This window comes from Serratia sp. DFXYC6 (assembly GCF_057196085.1).
In genome coordinates this window covers 373,986-392,335 of record NZ_JBXUNV010000003.1, presented here as the reverse complement: position 1 = coordinate 392,335, position 18,350 = coordinate 373,986, and the positions used below count along the sequence as shown (strand labels likewise).

Sequence of the window (18,350 nt, the reverse complement as noted above, 5' to 3'; positions counted from 1 at the left end):
GGCCCTATTTAGATTGCAGCCTAATGATATTCTATTTAATGACTTCATTCAGCCTATATAATTAATGACGCCACCGCTATTTCAAATACTCAGAATAAATTTGACTTTAGTTAGCAGAAAATTTGAATATACTCAGCATTTTATTTTTAATGCCGTTGGCATTCCAAAAAAAAAGGGAAGCCTAAGCTCCCCGTTGTCATTCACTCACGCACCTCAGTCAATCTGACGGACGTCCACGCGCAGCTCTTTCGGCACTTCGAACACGATGTTCTCTTCACGCCCGCTGATTTCATGCACGTCCAGGCCGCCCAGCGCTTTCAGGCGGGAGATCACCTCCTGCACCAGTACATCCGGTGCCGAGGCGCCGGCGGTAACGCCGATATTGCGCGCTTCGCTCAGCCAGCTTTCCTGAATATCCGCCGCCGAATCGATCAGATAAGCCGGTTTGCCGACGCGCTGCGCCAGTTCCGCCAGACGGTTAGAGTTGGAGGAGTTCTTCGACCCCACCACCAGCACCACGTCCGCATCGCCGGCCAGGTTGCGCACCGCTTCCTGACGGTTGGTGGTGGCGTAGCAAATGTCATCCTTGCGCGGACCGATAATGCTCGGGAAGCGTTGACGCAGCGCGTCTATTACGTCCGAGGTATCATCCACCGACAGCGTGGTCTGCGTCATGAAGCACAGGTTGTTTTCGTCTTTCACCTGCAGCTTCCACACGTCATCCGGCGACTCGACCAGGTACATGCCGCCCTGCGGATTGCTGTACTGGCCCATGGTGCCTTCCACCTCCGGGTGCCCGGCGTGACCGATCAAAATCGCTTCGGTGCCGCGGCGGCTGGCGCGCGCCACTTCCATATGCACCTTGGTCACCAGCGGACAGGTGGCGTCGAACAGCATGGTCAGATCGCGCGCCTTGGCTTCGGCGCGCACCGCCTGAGAAACGCCGTGCGCCGAAAAGATCAGGATAGAGCCGTCCGGCACTTCGGCGATCTCTTCGATAAACACCGCGCCGCGCTCACGCAGGCTGTCGACCACGTAGCGGTTGTGCACCACTTCATGTCGCACGTAGATCGGCGCGCCATACAGCTCCAGCGCGCGTTCCACGATGCTGATCGCACGATCGACCCCGGCGCAGAAGCCGCGCGGGTTAGCCAGCAATATTTGCATGCGTCTCCTCCTGCTGCGGATCGATCTCCAGCACTTCGATGTCGAAGGTCACCGGATGACCCGCCAGCGGATGGTTGAAATCGACGGTGATCGAATCTTCCGCCACTGCGCGCACCACGCCCGGCATTTCACTGCCGTCGATGGCGGTAAACAGCATGATGGTGCCCACGTCCGGCACGCCGGTTTCCGCGAAGTCGCGGCGCGAGAAGAACTGGACCAGATCCGGGTTCTCCGCGCCGAACGCCGCTTCCGGCTGCAGGGTAAAGGCGCACTTGTCGCCCGCGCGCAGGCCGAGCAGTTGCTCTTCCAGCGGCGCCGACAGGCTGCCGTCACCCAGGCGGAACAGCGCCGGTTTGCCGCTGCTGCGGGTGGATTCGGCGGTCGAACCGTCTTCCAGTTTCAGCGTGAAGTGAACCAGCACCGCGCTGTCACTGATAACCTGAGCCGTCATATTACTCACCTTTGCTCTTTGCGCCTTTGCTCGCCGGCGACAGGAAACCTTCCAGCACGATCATCGCCGCACCCACGCAGATAAAGCTGTCCGCCAGATTAAAGGTCGGGTAGTGCCAATCACCGACGTAGAAGTCGATGAAGTCGACCACGAAACCGTGCCACAGGCGATCGAACAGGTTGCCCAACGCCCCGCCGATAATAAAGGCGTAGGCGATGTTGTTCAGCTTCTGCTGCGCGGTGCTGCGGTACATCATCACCAGCAGCACTGCGACGATGGCGATGGCGATGCCGGCAAAGAACCAGCGCTGCCAGCCGCCATGGTCGGCCAGGAAGCTGAACGCGGCGCCGTAGTTGCGCGCGTAAAACAGGTTGAACGACGGGATCAACGGCTGGGACTGGCCCAGCGTAAAGTTAGCGAGGATCCACTGTTTGCTGCCGAAATCCAGCGCCAGCACCGCCACTACAACCCACAGCCAACGCAGGCCGGTCGAACAAATTGGTTTACTCATCAGGCGCAAGTTCTCAGGCAAAGTTACGCTTCTCGCCGTCACCGGCGACGTTGCTCACACAGCGGCCGCAGATGTCTGCATGCTCCGCCACCAGGCCGATATCGGTGGTGTAATGCCAGCAGCGCGGGCACTTCTCACCTGGCGCTGTGCTGAAGGCGATCTTCAGCCCTTTCAGCAGCTCGGAGGCCTGCGCATCGGCCGGCGCATCCGCCAATGGCGCAACGCTTGCCGCAGAGGTCAACAACACAAAGCGCAGCTCATCCTGCAGGCTGTTCAGACGCGCCACCAACTCGCTGTCGGCATACAGCGTCACCGCCGCTTCCAGCGAACCGCCGAGGCGTTTGTCGGCACGCGCCTGCTCCAGCACCTTGTTCACTTCACCGCGCACTTTCAGCAGCTCAGCCCAGAAAGCGTCGTTCATCGGCTCGCCTTCCGCCAGCCCGAACAGGCCGTCGTACCACTCTTCAGTGAACACGTACTGCGCGCGTTTGCCCGGCATGAAGCCCCAGATCTCGTCTGCGGTGAACGACATGATCGGCGCCATCCAGCGCACCAGCGCTTCGACGATGTGATACAGCGCGGTCTGGCAGCTGCGGCGAGCGACGCTGTCGCTCTTGGCGGTGTACTGACGATCCTTGATGATATCCAGGTAGAAGGAGCCCATCTCGACCGAGCAGAACTGCATCAGGCGCTGCACCACTTCGTGGAAATCGTAGTTGGCGTAAGCCTGCTCGATATCCTGCTGCGCCGCCAGCGCGCGGCCGACCGCCCAGCGATCCAGCACTACCATGTCTTCAGGCGCCACGCAATCGGTGCTCGGCTCGAACCCGTTCAGGTTGGCCAGCAGGAAGCGCGCGGTGTTGCGGATGCGGCGATAAGAGTCGGCAGAACGCTTGAGGATCTCGTCGGACACCGCGATCTCGCCGGTGTAATCGGTCGACGCCACCCACAGACGCAGAATGTCGCCGCCCAGCTTGTTCATCACGTCCTGCGGGCTGACGGTGTTGCCGATCGACTTGGACATCTTGCGGCCCTGGCCGTCGACGGTGAAGCCGTGGGTCAGCACTTCCTTGTACGGCGCCTTGCCCTTCATCGCGGTGGAAATCATCAGCGAGGACATGAACCAGCCGCGATGCTGGTCGGAGCCTTCCAGATACATGTCGGCGCCGTGACCGTTAAACTCAGGGCGCACGTCAACCACCGAAGCGTGAGTGGAGCCGGAGTCGAACCACACGTCCAGCGTATCCGGCACTTTCACGTAGTCGGCGGCTTCCGCGCCGAGGATGTCGGCCGCGTCCAGATCCCACCAGGCCTGAATGCCGTCCTGCTCAACGCGCTTGGCCACTTCTTCCATCAGCTCAACGCTGCGCGGGTGCAGCTGCTCGGTCTCTTTATGCACGAACAGCGACATCGGCACGCCCCAGGTGCGCTGACGCGAGATACACCAGTCCGGGCGGTTGGCGACCATCATTTCGATGCGCGCCTGGCCCCAATCCGGGATCCACTGCACGCCCTTGATCTCTTCCAGCGACTGCTGACGCAGGCCTTTCTGATCCATGCTGATGAACCATTGCGGCGTGGCGCGGAAGATGATTGGCGTCTTGTGGCGCCAGCAGCACGGATAGCTGTGCAGGAACTTCTCGACGTGCAGCAGCGCGCCTTTGTCACGCAGCAGATCGACGATCAGATCGTTGGCCTTGAAGACGAACTTGCCGTCCAGCAGCGGGTAGGTGCCGGTCAGGTAGCAGCCGTTCGGCCCTACCGGGTTGGCCACTTCCAGGCCGTATTTCTGGCCGATCACGAAGTCGTCCGGGCCGTGGCCCGGCGCGGTATGCACCGCACCGGTACCGGCGTCCAGCGTCACGTGCTCGCCGAGGATTGCCGGCACGTCGAAGTCCATGAACGGGTGTTTGAAGCGCAGCAGCTCCAGATCGGCGCCTTTGCAGCTGCCCAGCACCGTCCACTCGGTGATGCCGGCGCGTTTCATCACGCTTTCCACCAGTTCGGCCGCCAGGATCAGGCACTGGCCGTCAACCTGCACCAGCTGATAGGTGAAGTCCGGGTGCAGCGAGATCGCGCGGTTGGCCGGCAAGGTCCACGGCGTGGTGGTCCAGATAACCAGCGAGATGGCGCCGTTGAAGTGGCTCACGCCGAACTTGGCCGCCACGGCAGCCGCGTCGGCCGCATGGAAGCTCACGTCGATCGACGGCGAAGTCTTGTCGTAGTACTCCACTTCCGCTTCCGCCAGCGACGAGCCGCAGTCGGTGCACCAGTGAACCGGCTTGGCGCCTTTCAGCAGGTGGCCGTTGCTGATGATCTTGCCCAGCGCGCGGATGATGTTGGCTTCGGTTTTGAAGTCCATCGTCAGGTACGGACGATCCCAGTCGCCCAACACGCCCAGACGGATGAAGTCCTTCTTCTGGCCTTCAACCTGCTCGGCCGCGTACTCGCGGCACTTCTGGCGGAACTCGGCCGCCGTCAGCTTCTCGCCCGGCTTGCCGTACAGTTGCTCAACCTTCAGTTCGATCGGCAGGCCGTGGCAGTCCCAACCCGGTACATAAGGCGAGTCGAAGCCGGCCATCCCTTTCGACTTGATGATAATGTCTTTGAGAATCTTGTTAACCGAGTGACCAATGTGAATGCTGCCGTTCGCATACGGAGGGCCGTCATGCAAAATGAAGGTTTTTTTGCCCTTTTTGGCAGTACGAATAATCCCGTACAGATCCTGTTCATACCAACGTTGCAGCATGCCAGGTTCGCGCTTGGCGAGATCGCCGCGCATCGGGAACCCTGTTTCCGGCAAGTTCAGGGTATTCTTGTAGTCACTCATGAGATTCTCGTTTCCGTTTTCGGCTATTTACCCGTCACACTTCAAGCTGCATCTTTGTCGGCCGCCCTTTCTCACCCGAATCACTTGCCTATGCAAGCTCATCGGGGTTCGCGCGGTTGCCGCCGCGATGCAACTCGAATTGTTTAGGGTAAACGATTAAACCAGTGTTTTTAACCCGAAGAACTTCCGGGCCGTCACCACATCATTGGCGATTTGCTGCTTAAGGGCATCGAGCGAAGCAAACCGCTGTTCATTGCGCAATTTTGCGCGGAGCACCACCTCAATATGGCGCCCGTAAAGATCCATTGTGACATCCAGCAGATGCACTTCCAGCTGCTGGCGCACGCCGGCGACGGTCGGGCGCGTGCCGATATTGGCCACGCCCGGCAGCGGCTTCGGCCCCAGGCCGTACACTTCCACCGCATACACTCCTTTCACCGGTGCCACCAGACGCTTGAGCGGCAAATTGGCAGTCGGGAAGCCGATGGTGCGCCCCAGCTCGTCGCCGTGCACCACGCGCCCGGAAATGCTGTACGGGTGGCCCAGCAGGGTCTCCGCCAGCGGCAGATCGTCCTCGCTCAGCGCGGTGCGGATCGCGGTGCTGCTGATGCGCCGCTCGCCTTCGCGGAAGGTCGGGGTACTGACCACGTCGAAGCCGTACTCTTTTCCGGCCTGCTGCAATAGCGGAAAATCGCCCTGACGCCCGGCGCCAAAGCGAAAATCATCCCCCACCATCAGGAATTTGACGCCCAATTTTTCCACCAGCAGCTCGGCGACGAACGCCTGCGCGGTGTTGGCGGCGAAACGCGGATCGAACTTGACGCACAGCAGGTAATCGACGCCCGCCTGCGCCAGATAGTTGGCCTTGTCGCGCAGGCGCGTCAAGCGGGCCGGCGCTTTGTCTGCGGCGAACATCTCCAGCGGCTGCGGCTCAAAGATCATGACCATCACCGGCAGCCCGAGGCGTTTCCCCTGTTGCTTCAACTGTTCCAGCAACGCCTGATGGCCGCGATGCACGCCGTCAAAGTTGCCGATGGTGAGCACGCAACCATGGTGGCGCGCCCGGATATTGTGAATGCCGCGAATTAGCTCCATAGCTGGCTCAAAACAGTGGAAATCGGCGGATTATACCTTGTACAGCCGGTAAGGTTAACCCGCGATTGGTGCCTTTATGTAATAGACATACCATACCGGAGATAATCTGTGCGTGAAACGGCTTCGCCACAGTTTATCCGGCGCTGCCGGGGCGATTCTCGACCGCGGCCAACGGCTTGCGCCCGCCGCGGCAAATCATTGGCGAATTTTCTCGCGAAACACTGTATTCCCAAGAGCGAAGCTGGTAAAATCCTGCGCCATCACAACGTAGCGAGTGCCGCCTGTACAAACGGCGCTTATTTGCACAAATCCATTGACAAACGAAGGCTAAAAGGGCATATTCCTCGGCCTTTGAATTGTCCTCAATAGAATATATTTGGGAGTTGGACCTTGGCTAATATCAAATCAGCTAAGAAACGCGCCGTACAGTCTGAGAAACGCCGCAAGCATAACGCAAGCCGTCGCTCAATGGTGCGTACCTTCATCAAGAAGGTAGACGCAGCTATCGCAGCTGGCGACAAAGAAGCAGCACAAAATGCATTCCTGGTAATGCAGCCACTGGTGGACCGTCAGGCAGCTAAAGGCCTGATCCACAAAAACAAAGCAGCGCGTCATAAGTCAAACCTGACTGCACGCATCAACGCAATGCAATAAGCATTTCGTTATCTGCTTGATAAAAAAACCGGCTCAGGCCGGTTTTTTTACGTCCTGCGTTCAGTGAACCGCTAGCAGGAAAACAGCGCCGAGAAGTCTTTGTTGCAGACGCGCTGCACCGCCGGATGCTGGATCATGCGCTCGGCGAAGATGATGTAATACTCCTCCTGCACGCTGTCGATGCGCCCAATCTCCACCACGTTGTCATCGTTGTAGGTATCCTGCGCATACAGCGTCGGCGCCACGAAGATCGCATTGTGGTACATGCCGAAGGCCTTCATCAGCGCCGCATCGTCGAACTCGCCCAGAATTTCCACCTGAATACCCTGCGTATTGAACCAGTTGAGCAGCTTGCGCCCCAACATCGAACGACGGCCGGGGATCAGCAGCTTGCGCTGCTCCAGACAGGCCGGAAACGGCAGCTCCGGCGCCGGCTGGCGACAGAAAAAGCTGATGCCGCACTCGCCCAGCTTCAGCGAGAACAGCCCTTCCTGCTGGCTAGAGTCCACCGGGCAATCCGACAGGATCATATCCAGCTTGTGCTGGCTGAGCTGCTCCAGCAGCATCTCGTGCGTCGATTCAAAGCAACGCAGGTGGATCTGCTCGTTGTCCACCACCACCGCCGTTTCCAATACCTGGCTGACCAGCCGCTTCGACAGCGCGTCCGCCACGCCGACGTCGAACAACAGGTTGGACTCTTTGCGGTAGTTGACGATATCCAGCATTTCCTGGCTGAGCATGAACATCTTGTCGGCATAGCGGAACACCAGCTGCCCCAGCTCCGAAGGCACCAACCCGCGCCCCTGGCGTTTGAACAGCTTGCCGTCCAACCGCTCTTCCAGCGCTTTGATCTGGCCGGTGATGGTCTGCGGCGTCAGAAACAACGCTTCGGCGGCACCGACCACGGAACCGGCCTTGCAGACCTGCCAGAAATAGTAAAGGTGATTAAAGTTGATATGCGACATCCTCACGAGCGGCTCTCCTTAACAACGTTTCGCAGCGGCAAACGGTGTGCCGTGACGAGCGACAAACTTCCTTTCCCTGCTTCAGACAACGTATAGCCCCATTAGTCCCAACGAAGAACGGCCGAAGCTGCACATATTTTATACCGTACAGCTCCGACCAGCCATTTTATTATGTGCCCTTACCGGGCACATTCAGGATTAACGCACGCGCGGCAACGCCAGACGCAGTAATCCATACCCTACCACCGCCGCAGTGGTGGAGCCCAACAGGATCCCCAGGCGGGAATAGGTGCTGAGCGCCGCATCCGCATCGCCGAACGCCAGCGAGGCGATAAAAATCGACATGGTAAAACCAATGCCGCAAAGCACCGAAACGGCAAACACCTGTTTGAAGCCGATACCTTCAGGCAAACGGGCGATGCCCATTTTCACCGCCAGCAGGCTGAAGAGGAAAATCCCCAGCGGCTTGCCGATAAACAGGCCAGCCGCAATCCCAACCGGCAGCAGCGACGTCAATCCCTCCAGCGATACGCCCTGCAAAGAGACCCCGGCGTTGGCGAAAGCGAACAGCGGCAGGATCATGAACGCCACCCACGGGTGCAGCTCATGCTCCAGCGTTTCCGACGGCGATGGCCCCTTTTTGACGTTCAACGGGATCATAAAGCCGACAATCACCCCGGCCAGCGTCGCATGCACCCCGGACTTGAGGATCGCCACCCACAGCACCAGGCCGACCATCATGTACAGCGAGGTCTTGCCCACGCCGCGCCAGTTCATCACCGCCAGCAGCGCCGTCGCCGCCGCCGCCACGCCCAGCGCCACCATCGACACTTCGTGGGTGTAGAACAGCGCGATGATGATGATCACGCCCAGGTCATCGATGATCGCCAGCGCCAACAGGAACACTTTCAGGCTGGTTGGCACGCGGTTGCCCAGCAGCGCCATGACGCCCAGCGCAAAGGCGATGTCGGTCGCGGCCGGGATCGCCCAACCCTGGCGGGTAACTTCATCCGCGCCGTTGAACAGCAGGTAAATCAGCGCCGGCGCCAACATGCCGCCCAGCGCGGCGATCGCCGGAAACACCGCCTTGTCACGCCCGGACAGCGAGCCTTGCATCAGCTCGCGCTTGACCTCGAGCCCCACCACCAGGAAGAAGATGGCCATCAGGCCGTCGTTTATCCACAGCAGCAGCGGTTTAGCGATCTCCAGCGAAGCTACCTTCACCATCACCGGCAGGTTAAGGAATGCCTGATAGATCCCCTGCGCCGGGGTGTTGGCCATGATCAGGGCGACGATCGCCGCCGCGATCAGAATGATACCGCCCGCGGCTTCCTGACGTAAAAATTGACGAATGATGTTGGTCACAGTACGTCTCTCCAAATCTGTGCAGGACATAGCGCCCTGCGAACCACAGTCATGAAGTGAGTATAGAGGGCGTTTTAGTTCGAAAAAATAAGTTTATAAATGCTAAATAGCTCGATAAAACCGATAAAAAGCACGAATAAGTCACATTTACGTTGTGGAATTAGCGGTTTAGCGCGCAAATAAAAACCCCGGGACAGATGCCCGGGGTTCGCACATAAACCAACAGAAACAGCAGGTTAGCGAGTCAGATCGTCAAAGAACTTTTTCACCCCGTCGAAGAAGCTCTTCGAGCGCGGGCTGTTCTTGTCGCCGGACGGGCCACCCAGGCTCTCTTCCAGCTCACGCAGCAGCTGCTTTTGCTTGTCGTTCAGATTGACCGGGGTTTCCACCACCACGCGGCACAGCAGGTCGCCCTGGCTGCCGCCACGCACCGATTTCACGCCCTTGCCGCGCATGCGGAACAGCTTGCCGGTTTGGGTCTCCGAAGGCACCTTCAGTTTCACCCGGCCGTCCAGCGTCGGTACTTCAATCTCGCCGCCCAGCGCCGCCATGGCGAAGTTGATCGGCACTTCACAGTACAGGTTGTTGCCTTCACGCTCGAAGATCGGGTGCGCCTTCACCTGCACCTGAACGTACAGATCGCCCGCCGGTGCGCCGTGCTCGCCAGCTTCGCCTTCACCCGCCAGGCGGATACGATCGCCGGTATCCACGCCGGCCGGAATTTTCACCGACAGCGTTTTGGATTTTTCTACCCGGCCGTGGCCGTGGCACTTGTTGCACGGATCTTTGATGATCTGACCGCGGCCATGGCAGTGCGGACACGCCTGCTGCACGGTGAAGAAGCCCTGACGCATCTGCACCTGGCCCTGGCCGTGACAGGTTGGGCAGGTGACCGGTGAGCTGCCCGGTTTGGCGCCGCTGCCGTGGCAGACGTCGCACTCTTCCAGCGTCGGGATGCGGATCTCTTTGGTGACGCCACGTACCGCTTCCTCGAGGGTCAGCTCCATGTTATAGCGCAGATCGGAACCGCGGCTGGCGCGCTGACGGCGGCCTCCGCCGAAGATGTCGCCAAACACGTCGCCAAAGATATCGCTGAAGTCGGCGCCGCCGCCAAAGCCGCCGCCGCCCATGCCGCCCTGTTCAAAGGCCGCGTGCCCATACTGGTCGTAGGCCGCGCGTTTCTGGTCGTCGGTCAGAACTTCGTAAGCTTCTTTAACTTCTTTAAACTTGGTTTCGGCGTCTTGTTCCTGGTTGCGGTCAGGATGGTATTTCATCGCCAGGCGTTTGTACGCCTTTTTGATCTCACGTTCATCCGCCGTCTTGCTGACGCCGAGAATCTCGTAATAGTCTTTCTTTGCCATTCTTTCGCTTACCCTTAACATGCGTGCACGGGCGCAGAGTTACCTCGACGCCCGTGCTGGTTTCCGGGAGCGGCACCTCGGCCGCCCCGTGCCCGCTTAAGGGCGATTATTTTTTGTCTTTAACTTCTTCGAACTCGGCGTCAACCACGTCGTCGTCTTTCTGCGCCGCGTTGTCCGCGCCGGCGTCAGCACCCTGCTGAGCCTGCTGCGCCTGAGCCATTTCCAGCAGCTTGCCGGAAACCTGCACCAACGCCTGGGTCTTCGCTTCGATCTCGGCTTTGTCTTCGCCTTTCACCGCCGCTTCCAGATCTTTCAGCGCCGCTTCGATCGCCGTTTTGTCTTCCGCCGGCAGTTTGTCGCCCGCTTCTTCCAGTTGCTTGCGAGTACCGTGGATCAGGTGATCCGCCTGGTTACGCGTCTGTACCAGCTCTTCGAACTTGCGGTCAGCTTCAGCGTTCAGCTCGGCATCGCGCACCATTTTCTGGATTTCGTCTTCGTTCAGGCCAGAAGATGCCTTGATGGTGATCTTCTGCTCACGGCCGGTGTTCTTGTCTTTGGCAGACACGTGCAGGATGCCGTCGGCATCGATATCGAAGGTCACTTCGATCTGCGCCATGCCGCGCGGTGCCGCCTGGATGCCGTCCAGGTTGAACTGGCCCAGAGATTTGTTATCGCTGGCGCGCTTACGCTCGCCCTGCAGCACGTGGATGGTTACCGCAGACTGGTTGTCTTCCGCAGTAGAGAACACCTGGCTGTGCTTGGTCGGGATCGTGGTGTTTTTGGTGATCAGCGGCGTCATCACGCTGCCCATGGTTTCGATACCCAGCGACAGCGGGGTCACGTCCAGCAGCAGAACGTCTTTCACATCACCGGCCAACACGCCGCCCTGTACCGCAGCGCCCACGGCAACCGCTTCGTCCGGGTTCACGTCTTTACGCGGCTCTTTGCCGAAGAAGTCTGCGACTTTCTTCTGCACCATTGGCATACGGGTCTGGCCGCCCACCAGGATCACGTCCTGGATGTCGGAAACCGACAGGCCTGCGTCTTTCAGCGCCACTTTCAGCGGCTCGATGGAGCGCGCCACCAAATCTTCAACCAGCGACTCGAGTTTGGCGCGAGTCACTTTGATGTTCATGTGTTTTGGACCGGTCGCGTCTGCAGTGATGTACGGCAGGTTAACGTCGGTCTGCTGAGCGGAAGACAGTTCGATCTTCGCTTTCTCAGCGGCTTCTTTCAGACGCTGCATCGCCAGCGGATCGTTGCGCAGATCGATGCCCTGATCTTTCTTGAACTCTTCCACCAGGTAGTTGATCAGACGGCTGTCGAAGTCTTCGCCACCCAGGTGGGTGTCACCGTTGGTCGCCAGCACTTCGAAGGTTTTTTCGCCGTCAACGTCGTCGATTTCGATGATGGAGATATCGAAAGTACCGCCGCCCAGGTCATAAACCGCGATGGTGCGGTTGCCGACTTCTTTGTCCAGGCCATAGGCCAGGGCCGCCGCGGTCGGTTCGTTGATGATGCGCTTGACTTCCAGACCCGCGATGCGGCCGGCGTCTTTGGTCGCCTGACGCTGGGCGTCGTTGAAGTAAGCCGGTACGGTGATAACCGCTTCAGTTACCGGTTCGCCCAGGTAATCTTCCGCCGTTTTCTTCATTTTTTTCAGCACTTCCGCAGAGATCTGCGGCGGAGCCATTTTCTGGCCTTTCACTTCCAGCCAGGCGTCGCCGTTGTCGGCTTCGACGATTTTGTACGGCATGATCGCTTTGTCGCGCTGCGCTTCTTCATCCTGGAAGCGGCGACCGATCAGGCGCTTGATGGCGAACAGGGTGTTTTCAGGGTTGGTGACTGCCTGACGCTTAGCCGGCTGGCCAACCAGAGTTTCACCGTCCTGGGTATATGCGATAATAGAAGGAGTGGTGCGGTCGCCCTCGGCGTTTTCCAGCACGCGTGCCTTGGCACCATCCATAATTGCTACGCAAGAGTTGGTCGTACCCAGGTCGATACCAATAATTTTGCCCATCTAAACGTCTCCACTAAAAAATTCATAATCAGTCAGGTTGCTAACCTATATGCGGGCGATTTTTTGCTTTTCAACTGCCCGATATCTCAGTGCGACCCGCGGTTAGCAGCTGCGGTTGCAAATAAGATGGGGCCATCCAACCCGGCATCAAGGGGCAAGGCGAAAAAAATTTCTTTTTTTATCGTCATTCAGATCATTGTTTCCGGTTGCGGGGATCATTATGATGCGCGCGCTCTGGTGGAAAACTTCGATTTTTTGGCCATTCAGACCATTTATGATTTTAATTCGCTGTTTCCGTTAATTTTCTGTTATCGCAGAGGACTTATGCACACCAACAAGTTGGCGAATCCCGGCCCTCTCGGCCTGATGGGCTTCGGGATGACCACCGTCTTGCTGAACCTGCACAACGCGGGCTTTTTCCCACTGAACTCCGCCATCATCAGCATGGGGATTTTCTTCGGTGGCCTGGCACAGATCCTGGCCGGACTGCTGGAGTACAAGAAGGGCAACACCTTCGGCATGACCGCCTTCACCGCCTACGGCAGCTTCTGGCTGAGCCTGGTCGGCCTGCTGCTGCTGCCGCGTCTGGGCCTGGCAGAGGCCACCGAGGCCCACGTGCTGGGCATCTACCTGGCGCTGTGGGGCGTCTTCACCCTGTTCATGTTCTTCGGCACCCTGGGCGCCAACCGCGTACTGCAGTTCGTGTTCGCCAGCCTGACGCTGCTGTTCGCCCTGCTGGCCGTCGGCAACATCACCGGCAACCACACGCTGCTGACCTTCGCCGGCTATGAAGGGATTATCTGCGGCGCCAGCGCCATTTACCTGGCGATGGCCGAAGTACTCAACGAGCAATACGGCCGCACCGTGCTGCCGATTGGCGAACCGGCTCCGGCGCGCGTCGCGGCCTCACCGGTCACGGCGTAATCGCCCGCCCCTGATGAAAAAGCCCTGCACTGCAGGGCTTTTTTTTTTAGCTGTAGGAGTCGGCTCGCCGCTCCCCGGCTTCGCTGTTCAGGTCACGATGCAGGTAGAAGCCGAGCAGCAGCCCGATGAGCGACAGCGCCAACACATAGTAAGCGGGCGCTAACGGGGTTAATTTCATGATCAGCGTCACAAAAATAGGGGTTAAACCGCCAAAAATAGCGTACGAGACGTTATATGAGAACGAGATACCGGTAAACCGCACTTCCGCCGGGAATGCCCGCACCATCACGTACGGTACGGCCCCCACCACGCCTACGCTGAACCCCACCAGAGCATAACAGGCGAACAGCATTTCCGGGCGCACGCCCACCGTCTGATAGAACAGCCAGCTGCAGCCGGCCAGCAGTACACTGCCGGCCACCAGCGTTTTGCTGGCGCCGAAGCGATCGGCCGACAAACCGGCGACGATGCAGCCGGCGATCAACATGATGGTGGCGATGCTGTTGGCCTGCAGCGTTAAGGCCGGCGCGATGCCGAACTGCTTTTGCAGATAGGTCGGGGTCATCAGGATCACCACCACGATGCCGGCGGAGAGCAGCCAGGTCAGCAGCATCGACACCGCCACTTCCCGTTTGTGGTTGAGCACCACCGATTTCAGCGGCAGCTCCTCGGCCAGCGCTTTACGCGCCTGCATCTCGATAAAGATCGGCGTTTCCTGCAGCCAGCGGCGCAGGTACATCGCCACCAGGCCGAACATGCCGCCAAGCAGGAATGGAATACGCCAGCCGCCGCCGGCAATGCTCTGCGGGCTGAGCGTGGTGTTGATCACCGTCGCCACCACCGAGCCCAGCAGGATGCCCACCGTCAGCCCGGCGGTCAGCGTGCCGCAGGCGAAGCCGATGCGCCGGCGCGGCACGTGTTCGGCGACGAAGACCCAGGCACCCGGCACCTCACCGCCGATCGCCGCCCCCTGCAGCACGCGCATCAGCAGCAGCAACAGCGGCGCGGCGATGCCGATGCTGGCGTAGGTCGGCAGCAGGCCCATCGCCAGCGTCGGCAACGCCATCAGCAGAATGCTCAGGGTAAACATCTTTTTGCGGCCGACCAGATCGCCGAAGTGCGCCATCACGATGCCGCCCAGCGGGCGGGCCAGATAGCCGGCGGCGAAGATACCGAAGGTTTGCACCAGCCGCAGCCATTCCGGCATGTCCGCCGGGAAGAACAGATCGCCGACCACGGCGGCGAAGAACACGAAGATGATGAAGTCGTAAAACTCCAACGCGCCGCCCAACGCGGCCAACGTCAGCGTTTTGTAGTCTTGCCGGTTCAGCCGGCGATTAGTGTCGTGAGGCATAGGGCACCGTCGGTAAAGGCTGTAAAAATAAAAGCCGCAGGCTTTCTGTAAAAGAATCCTTACTATAGCGGCAAATTATTTTCACACCAGACGGGTTGAAGCCGATCTCGCAGATTGCTGAAATTTAGAGGTTTATCTCGCGACGCGCGCTCTTTGGCCGAAATGCTGCTACCACTGCGGCATGCGTTTCGACGTAAGGCCCGTCGAGCAGCTGAATGCAGTAAGGCACGCTGGCGAAGATGCCGTGCACCACCGCATTGCCCTGCTCATCCTTTACCCCTTCCAGCGTTTCCTTGATCGACTTCGGTTGGCCGGGCAGGTTGATGATCAGCGCCTGTTTGCGGATCGCCCCCACCTGGCGAGAAAGAATTGCCGTTGGCACATAGTGTAGGCTGATCTGACGCATTTGCTCGCCGAAGCCGGGCATCACGCGATCGGCGATCGCCAGCGTGGCGTCGGGGGTGACGTCGCGGCGCGCCGGCCCGGTGCCGCCAGTGGTCAGCACCAGATGGCAGCCCATTTCGTCCACCAGCTCGCACAGCGTCTGTTCTATTTGCGTCTGCTCATCGGGGATCAGCCGGGTTTCCAGCTTGAACGGCGTCGCCAGCGCGCCGGCCAGCCACTCCTCCAGCGCCGGAATGCCTTTATCCTGGTAAACGCCGCCGGAAGCGCGGTCGGAAACGGAAACCAAACCAATACGTAAAATATCCATGCGTAACCTCTACAGCCTGATGGGGTCCGAACGGGCTCGTCCCCCGTTCTGTTGTCATTGCCGAGAGTATAAGGGCTTCCCCCGCCGGCAGGGGCGTCGGGCATAAAAAAAGGTGGCCTGAGCCACCTTTTTACTGCGCGATCTGCGGGAATTACAGCAGGTCGGCGATCATTTTTTCCAGTTTGCCCTGGTCTACGGCGAACTTGCGGATGCCGTCGGTCAGTTTCTCGACCGCCATCGGATCCTGGTTGTGCTGCCAGTAGAACTCAGGTTCGGTCAGTGCGGCAGGACGCGCCTTCACTTCACCGGTATAAGACAGTTTGCGCTCCAGCGCGCCTTCGCTCTCCGCCAGCTCTTTCAGCAGCGCAGGGGCGATGGTCAGGCGGTCGCAGCCGGCCAGTTCGATGATTTCGCCGACGTTGCGGAAGCTGGCGCCCATCACCACGGTGTTGTAGCCGTGCTGTTTGTAATACTGGTAAATTTCGGTCACGGAGATCACGCCCGGATCTTCGTGCGGGGCGAACTCTTTCTTGTCGCCGTTGGCTTTGTACCAGTCGAGGATACGGCCGACGAACGGCGAGATCAGGTAAACGCCGGCTTCGGCACAGGCGCGAGCCTGAGCGAAGGAGAACAGCAGCGTCAGGTTACAGTTGATGCCTTCTTTCTCCAGCTGCTCCGCCGCGCGGATGCCCTGCCAGGTCGAGGCCAGTTTGATCAGAATGCGATCGTTGCTGATGCCGGCTTCGTTGTACAGCTTGATCAGGCGCTTGGCCTTGGCCACGCTGGCAACGGTGTCGTAAGACAGGCGTGCATCCACTTCGGTGGAGATGCGGCCCGGAACCAGTTTGAGGATCTCCAGACCGATGTTGACCGCCAGCTTGTCGGCGGCATCGGCGATTTGCTGCTCGCGATCGCTGCTCTGGCCGCGCGCCCAGGCGATGGCTTCGTCAATCAGTTTGCGGTATTCAGGAATTTGGGCTGCATTGAGGATCAGCGAAGGGTTGGTTGTGGCGTCCTGCGGTTGATACAGCTTCATTGCCGCGATATCACCCGTATCTGCAACCACCGTGGTCAGCTGGCGCAGGGAAGTTAATTTGTCGGTCATGTTGGCATTATCTCATCGTTTGTGCATGAACTTTTGGCATTGTTCAACCATGCCCTACCCTGATAATAACATGCGCCAAGCCCGGTGCAAGGCTGGAAAACCGCGGCGCGCAAGCATCTGTTTTATCCTTGGGCGAGCAACCGTTTACGCCGATATCTTTCGCCATTACCGAGCGGATGGAAAGGCAATAACGTGCTATTGTCCGAATAAATTATGTTAAATTCGAAAAAATTGATGCAATTCGTCCGCTAATCTGCGAAAAATCTTAATCGACTGACGCCGGACAGATTCCAGCTAAGCTCTTGTAAAAAATAGGCCAATGTTTTTCACCTGCGGTGGATGCTGCAAGGTGCGCATTAAATTTCGATAAGAGGAGGGATCCATTGACGGACCTGATGAATTTTATAAACAACATTTTGTGGGGGTCGGTGCTGATTTATCTGCTGCTCGGCACCGGCATTTACTTCACGCTGCGCACCCGCTTTATCCAGCTCCGCCACTTCAGCCACATGTTCTCGGTGTTGAAAAACAGCAATAAAAGCGACAGCGCCGGCATCTCCTCTTTCCAGGCGCTGTGCACCACGCTGGCAGCGCGCGTCGGCACCGGCAACCTGACCGGTGTCGCCATCGCCCTGACCGCCGGCGGCCCCGGCGCCATCTTCTGGATGTGGGTGGTGGCGTTTATCGGCATGGCCACCTCATTTGTGGAAAGCTCGCTGGCTCAGCTCTATAAAACCAAAGACGATAACGGCAACTACCGTGGCGGCCCGGCCTATTACATGGAAAAAGGCCTTGGCATGCGCTGGATGGGCGTGCTGTTTTCGATCTTCCTGATCATCGCATTCGGTCTGGTGTTCAACGCCGTGCAGGCCAACTCCATCGCGCAAGCTTCCGCCGTCGCCTTCCACTTACAGCCGCTGCACGTCGGCATCGGTCTGGTGCTGCTGAGCGGCGTGGTGATCTTCGGCGGCATCCGTTCCATCGCCAAAGTGGCCGAACTGGTGGTGCCGCTGATGGCCGGTGCCTACCTGTTGCTGGCCCTCTGGGTGATTGGCCATAACATCGAACACATGCCGGCGATCCTGGCGCTGATCTTCAAAAGCGCCTTCGGCCTGCAGGAAGCCGCGGCCGGCGCCGTCGGTTACGGCATCTCCCAGGCGATGACCCAGGGCGTACAGCGCGGCCTGTTCTCCAACGAAGCCGGCATGGGATCGGCGCCCAACGCGGCGGCGTCCGCCTCGCCTTATCCGCCGCATCCCGCTTCGCAGGGCTACGTGCAAATGCTCGGGGTGTTTATCGATACCATCGTCATCTGCAGCGCCACCGCGGCGATCATCCTCTCCTCCGGCATTCTCGATCAGCCGACCGACAGCATCAGCGGCATCGATCTGACACAGCGCGCGCTGTCGACCGCCGTCGGCAGTTGGGGTACGCCGTTCGTCGCTATCGCCATCTTCTTCTTCGCCTTTACCTCGATCATCGCCAACTACGCCTATGCCGAGAGCAACCTGGTGTTCCTCGAACACAATCATCCGGGCGGCCTGCTGATTTTCCGCTGCGTGGCGCTGGGCATGGTGATGTTCGGCGCGCTGGCGGAGCTGCCGCTGGTGTGGAAAATGGCGGATACCTCCATGGCGCTGATGGCGATCACCAACCTGACGGCGATCCTGCTGCTGTCGCGGGTGGCGCTGAAGCTGGCCGACGACTACCATCGCCAGCGCCGCCTGGGCAAGCTGCCGACCTTCGACGCCAACCGTTATCCGGAGCTGAAATCGCAGCTGGAGCCGGGCGTGTGGGACGACAAGCAGCCGCCGCGCTGAGTATTCCGGGGCGTGT

General features: G+C 59.3%; 15 protein-coding genes. 3 read left to right on the top strand and 12 right to left on the bottom strand.

The annotated features are described in order from the left end of the window. Nucleotides 1-213 precede the first annotated feature (213 nt). From ispH to ribF, 5 genes are all read right to left on the bottom strand, one after another. Nucleotides 214-1,167, bottom strand: a complete 954-nt coding sequence (ispH, locus tag AC2CGQ_RS18170) for a 4-hydroxy-3-methylbut-2-enyl diphosphate reductase (RefSeq protein ID WP_004932946.1) — start codon at nucleotides 1,165-1,167, stop codon at nucleotides 214-216. Then, nucleotides 1,148-1,618, bottom strand: a complete 471-nt coding sequence (fkpB, locus tag AC2CGQ_RS18165) for an FKBP-type peptidyl-prolyl cis-trans isomerase (RefSeq protein ID WP_004932949.1) — start codon at nucleotides 1,616-1,618, stop codon at nucleotides 1,148-1,150. The genes ispH and fkpB overlap by 20 nt, the downstream gene beginning before the upstream one ends. Before the next feature lies 1 nt (nucleotide 1,619). Beyond that, entirely contained in the window at nucleotides 1,620-2,129 is a 510-nt protein-coding gene (gene lspA / locus AC2CGQ_RS18160) for a signal peptidase II (protein ID WP_004932951.1), read from the bottom strand. 13 nt (nucleotides 2,130-2,142) lie between these two features. Continuing rightward, nucleotides 2,143-4,959, bottom strand: coding sequence for an isoleucine--tRNA ligase (ileS, locus tag AC2CGQ_RS18155; RefSeq protein WP_103085935.1), 2,817 nt, complete (start codon nucleotides 4,957-4,959; stop codon nucleotides 2,143-2,145). A 156-nt stretch (nucleotides 4,960-5,115) separates the two neighbouring features. Then, the gene (gene ribF, locus AC2CGQ_RS18150) at nucleotides 5,116-6,054 is read right to left on the bottom strand and encodes a bifunctional riboflavin kinase/FAD synthetase (protein WP_015376612.1); all 939 of its coding nucleotides are present in this window, start codon (nucleotides 6,052-6,054) and stop codon (nucleotides 5,116-5,118) included. A gap of 390 nt (nucleotides 6,055-6,444) precedes the next feature. On the opposite strand from ribF, the gene rpsT reads away from it, so the two are divergent. Next, nucleotides 6,445-6,708 carry a 30S ribosomal protein S20 gene (gene rpsT / locus AC2CGQ_RS18145; RefSeq protein WP_004932960.1) on the top strand — a complete coding sequence of 88 codons (264 nt, stop codon included), beginning with the start codon at nucleotides 6,445-6,447 and terminating at the stop codon, nucleotides 6,706-6,708. Nucleotides 6,709-6,779: 71 nt separating this feature from the next. Here rpsT and nhaR read toward each other — a convergent pair whose 3' ends face one another. The 4 genes from nhaR to dnaK form a co-directional block, all read right to left on the bottom strand. After that, nucleotides 6,780-7,679, bottom strand: a complete 900-nt coding sequence (gene nhaR, locus AC2CGQ_RS18140; RefSeq protein WP_004932962.1) for a transcriptional activator NhaR — start codon at nucleotides 7,677-7,679, stop codon at nucleotides 6,780-6,782. A 192-nt stretch (nucleotides 7,680-7,871) separates the two neighbouring features. Next, nucleotides 7,872-9,038 (bottom strand): Na+/H+ antiporter NhaA, encoded by a 1,167-nt coding sequence (gene nhaA / locus AC2CGQ_RS18135; protein ID WP_021505367.1) that lies wholly within the window; start codon nucleotides 9,036-9,038, stop codon nucleotides 7,872-7,874. A 236-nt stretch (nucleotides 9,039-9,274) separates the two neighbouring features. Continuing rightward, the gene (gene dnaJ / locus AC2CGQ_RS18130) at nucleotides 9,275-10,399 is read right to left on the bottom strand and encodes a molecular chaperone DnaJ (protein ID WP_004932969.1); all 1,125 of its coding nucleotides are present in this window, start codon (nucleotides 10,397-10,399) and stop codon (nucleotides 9,275-9,277) included. Nucleotides 10,400-10,505: 106 nt separating this feature from the next. Continuing rightward, complete coding sequence (dnaK, locus tag AC2CGQ_RS18125; RefSeq protein WP_004932972.1) at nucleotides 10,506-12,419, bottom strand: molecular chaperone DnaK; 1,914 nt, start codon at nucleotides 12,417-12,419, stop codon at nucleotides 10,506-10,508. A 324-nt stretch (nucleotides 12,420-12,743) separates the two neighbouring features. On the opposite strand from dnaK, the gene satP reads away from it, so the two are divergent. Then, the gene (gene satP, locus AC2CGQ_RS18120; protein ID WP_015376609.1) at nucleotides 12,744-13,343 is read left to right on the top strand and encodes an acetate uptake transporter; all 600 of its coding nucleotides are present in this window, start codon (nucleotides 12,744-12,746) and stop codon (nucleotides 13,341-13,343) included. Between the two features lie 46 nt (nucleotides 13,344-13,389). Here satP and AC2CGQ_RS18115 read toward each other — a convergent pair whose 3' ends face one another. From AC2CGQ_RS18115 to tal, 3 genes are all read right to left on the bottom strand, one after another. After that, nucleotides 13,390-14,697, bottom strand: coding sequence for an MFS transporter (locus AC2CGQ_RS18115; RefSeq protein ID WP_075684806.1), 1,308 nt, complete (start codon nucleotides 14,695-14,697; stop codon nucleotides 13,390-13,392). 124 nt (nucleotides 14,698-14,821) lie between these two features. Continuing rightward, nucleotides 14,822-15,409 carry a molybdopterin adenylyltransferase gene (gene mog, locus AC2CGQ_RS18110; protein WP_015376607.1) on the bottom strand — a complete coding sequence of 196 codons (588 nt, stop codon included), beginning with the start codon at nucleotides 15,407-15,409 and terminating at the stop codon, nucleotides 14,822-14,824. Between the two features lie 151 nt (nucleotides 15,410-15,560). Next, nucleotides 15,561-16,514, bottom strand: a complete 954-nt coding sequence (tal, locus tag AC2CGQ_RS18105) for a transaldolase (protein WP_004932982.1) — start codon at nucleotides 16,512-16,514, stop codon at nucleotides 15,561-15,563. Nucleotides 16,515-16,897: 383 nt separating this feature from the next. On the opposite strand from tal, the gene AC2CGQ_RS18100 reads away from it, so the two are divergent. Then, complete coding sequence (locus AC2CGQ_RS18100) at nucleotides 16,898-18,334, top strand: alanine/glycine:cation symporter family protein (protein ID WP_082997241.1); 1,437 nt, start codon at nucleotides 16,898-16,900, stop codon at nucleotides 18,332-18,334. The last annotated feature ends 16 nt before the right edge of the window (nucleotides 18,335-18,350 follow it).

Bases quoted from the DNA above. Each gene is read 5' to 3' on its own strand.
- mog (WP_015376607.1), bottom strand. From the start codon at position 15,409: ATGGATATTTTACGTATTGGTTTGGTTTCCGTTTCCGACCGCGCTTCC.
- dnaJ (WP_004932969.1), bottom strand. From the start codon at position 10,399: ATGGCAAAGAAAGACTATTACGAGATTCTCGGCGTCAGCAAGACGGCG.
- dnaK (WP_004932972.1), bottom strand. From the start codon at position 12,419: ATGGGCAAAATTATTGGTATCGACCTGGGTACGACCAACTCTTGCGTA.
- ispH (WP_004932946.1), bottom strand. From the start codon at position 1,167: ATGCAAATATTGCTGGCTAACCCGCGCGGCTTCTGCGCCGGGGTCGAT.
- satP (WP_015376609.1), top strand. From the start codon at position 12,744: ATGCACACCAACAAGTTGGCGAATCCCGGCCCTCTCGGCCTGATGGGC.
- AC2CGQ_RS18115 (WP_075684806.1), bottom strand. From the start codon at position 14,697: ATGCCTCACGACACTAATCGCCGGCTGAACCGGCAAGACTACAAAACG.
- ileS (WP_103085935.1), bottom strand. From the start codon at position 4,959: ATGAGTGACTACAAGAATACCCTGAACTTGCCGGAAACAGGGTTCCCG.
- fkpB (WP_004932949.1), bottom strand. From the start codon at position 1,618: ATGACGGCTCAGGTTATCAGTGACAGCGCGGTGCTGGTTCACTTCACG.
- tal (WP_004932982.1), bottom strand. From the start codon at position 16,514: ATGACCGACAAATTAACTTCCCTGCGCCAGCTGACCACGGTGGTTGCA.
- ribF (WP_015376612.1), bottom strand. From the start codon at position 6,054: ATGGAGCTAATTCGCGGCATTCACAATATCCGGGCGCGCCACCATGGT.
- lspA (WP_004932951.1), bottom strand. From the start codon at position 2,129: ATGAGTAAACCAATTTGTTCGACCGGCCTGCGTTGGCTGTGGGTTGTA.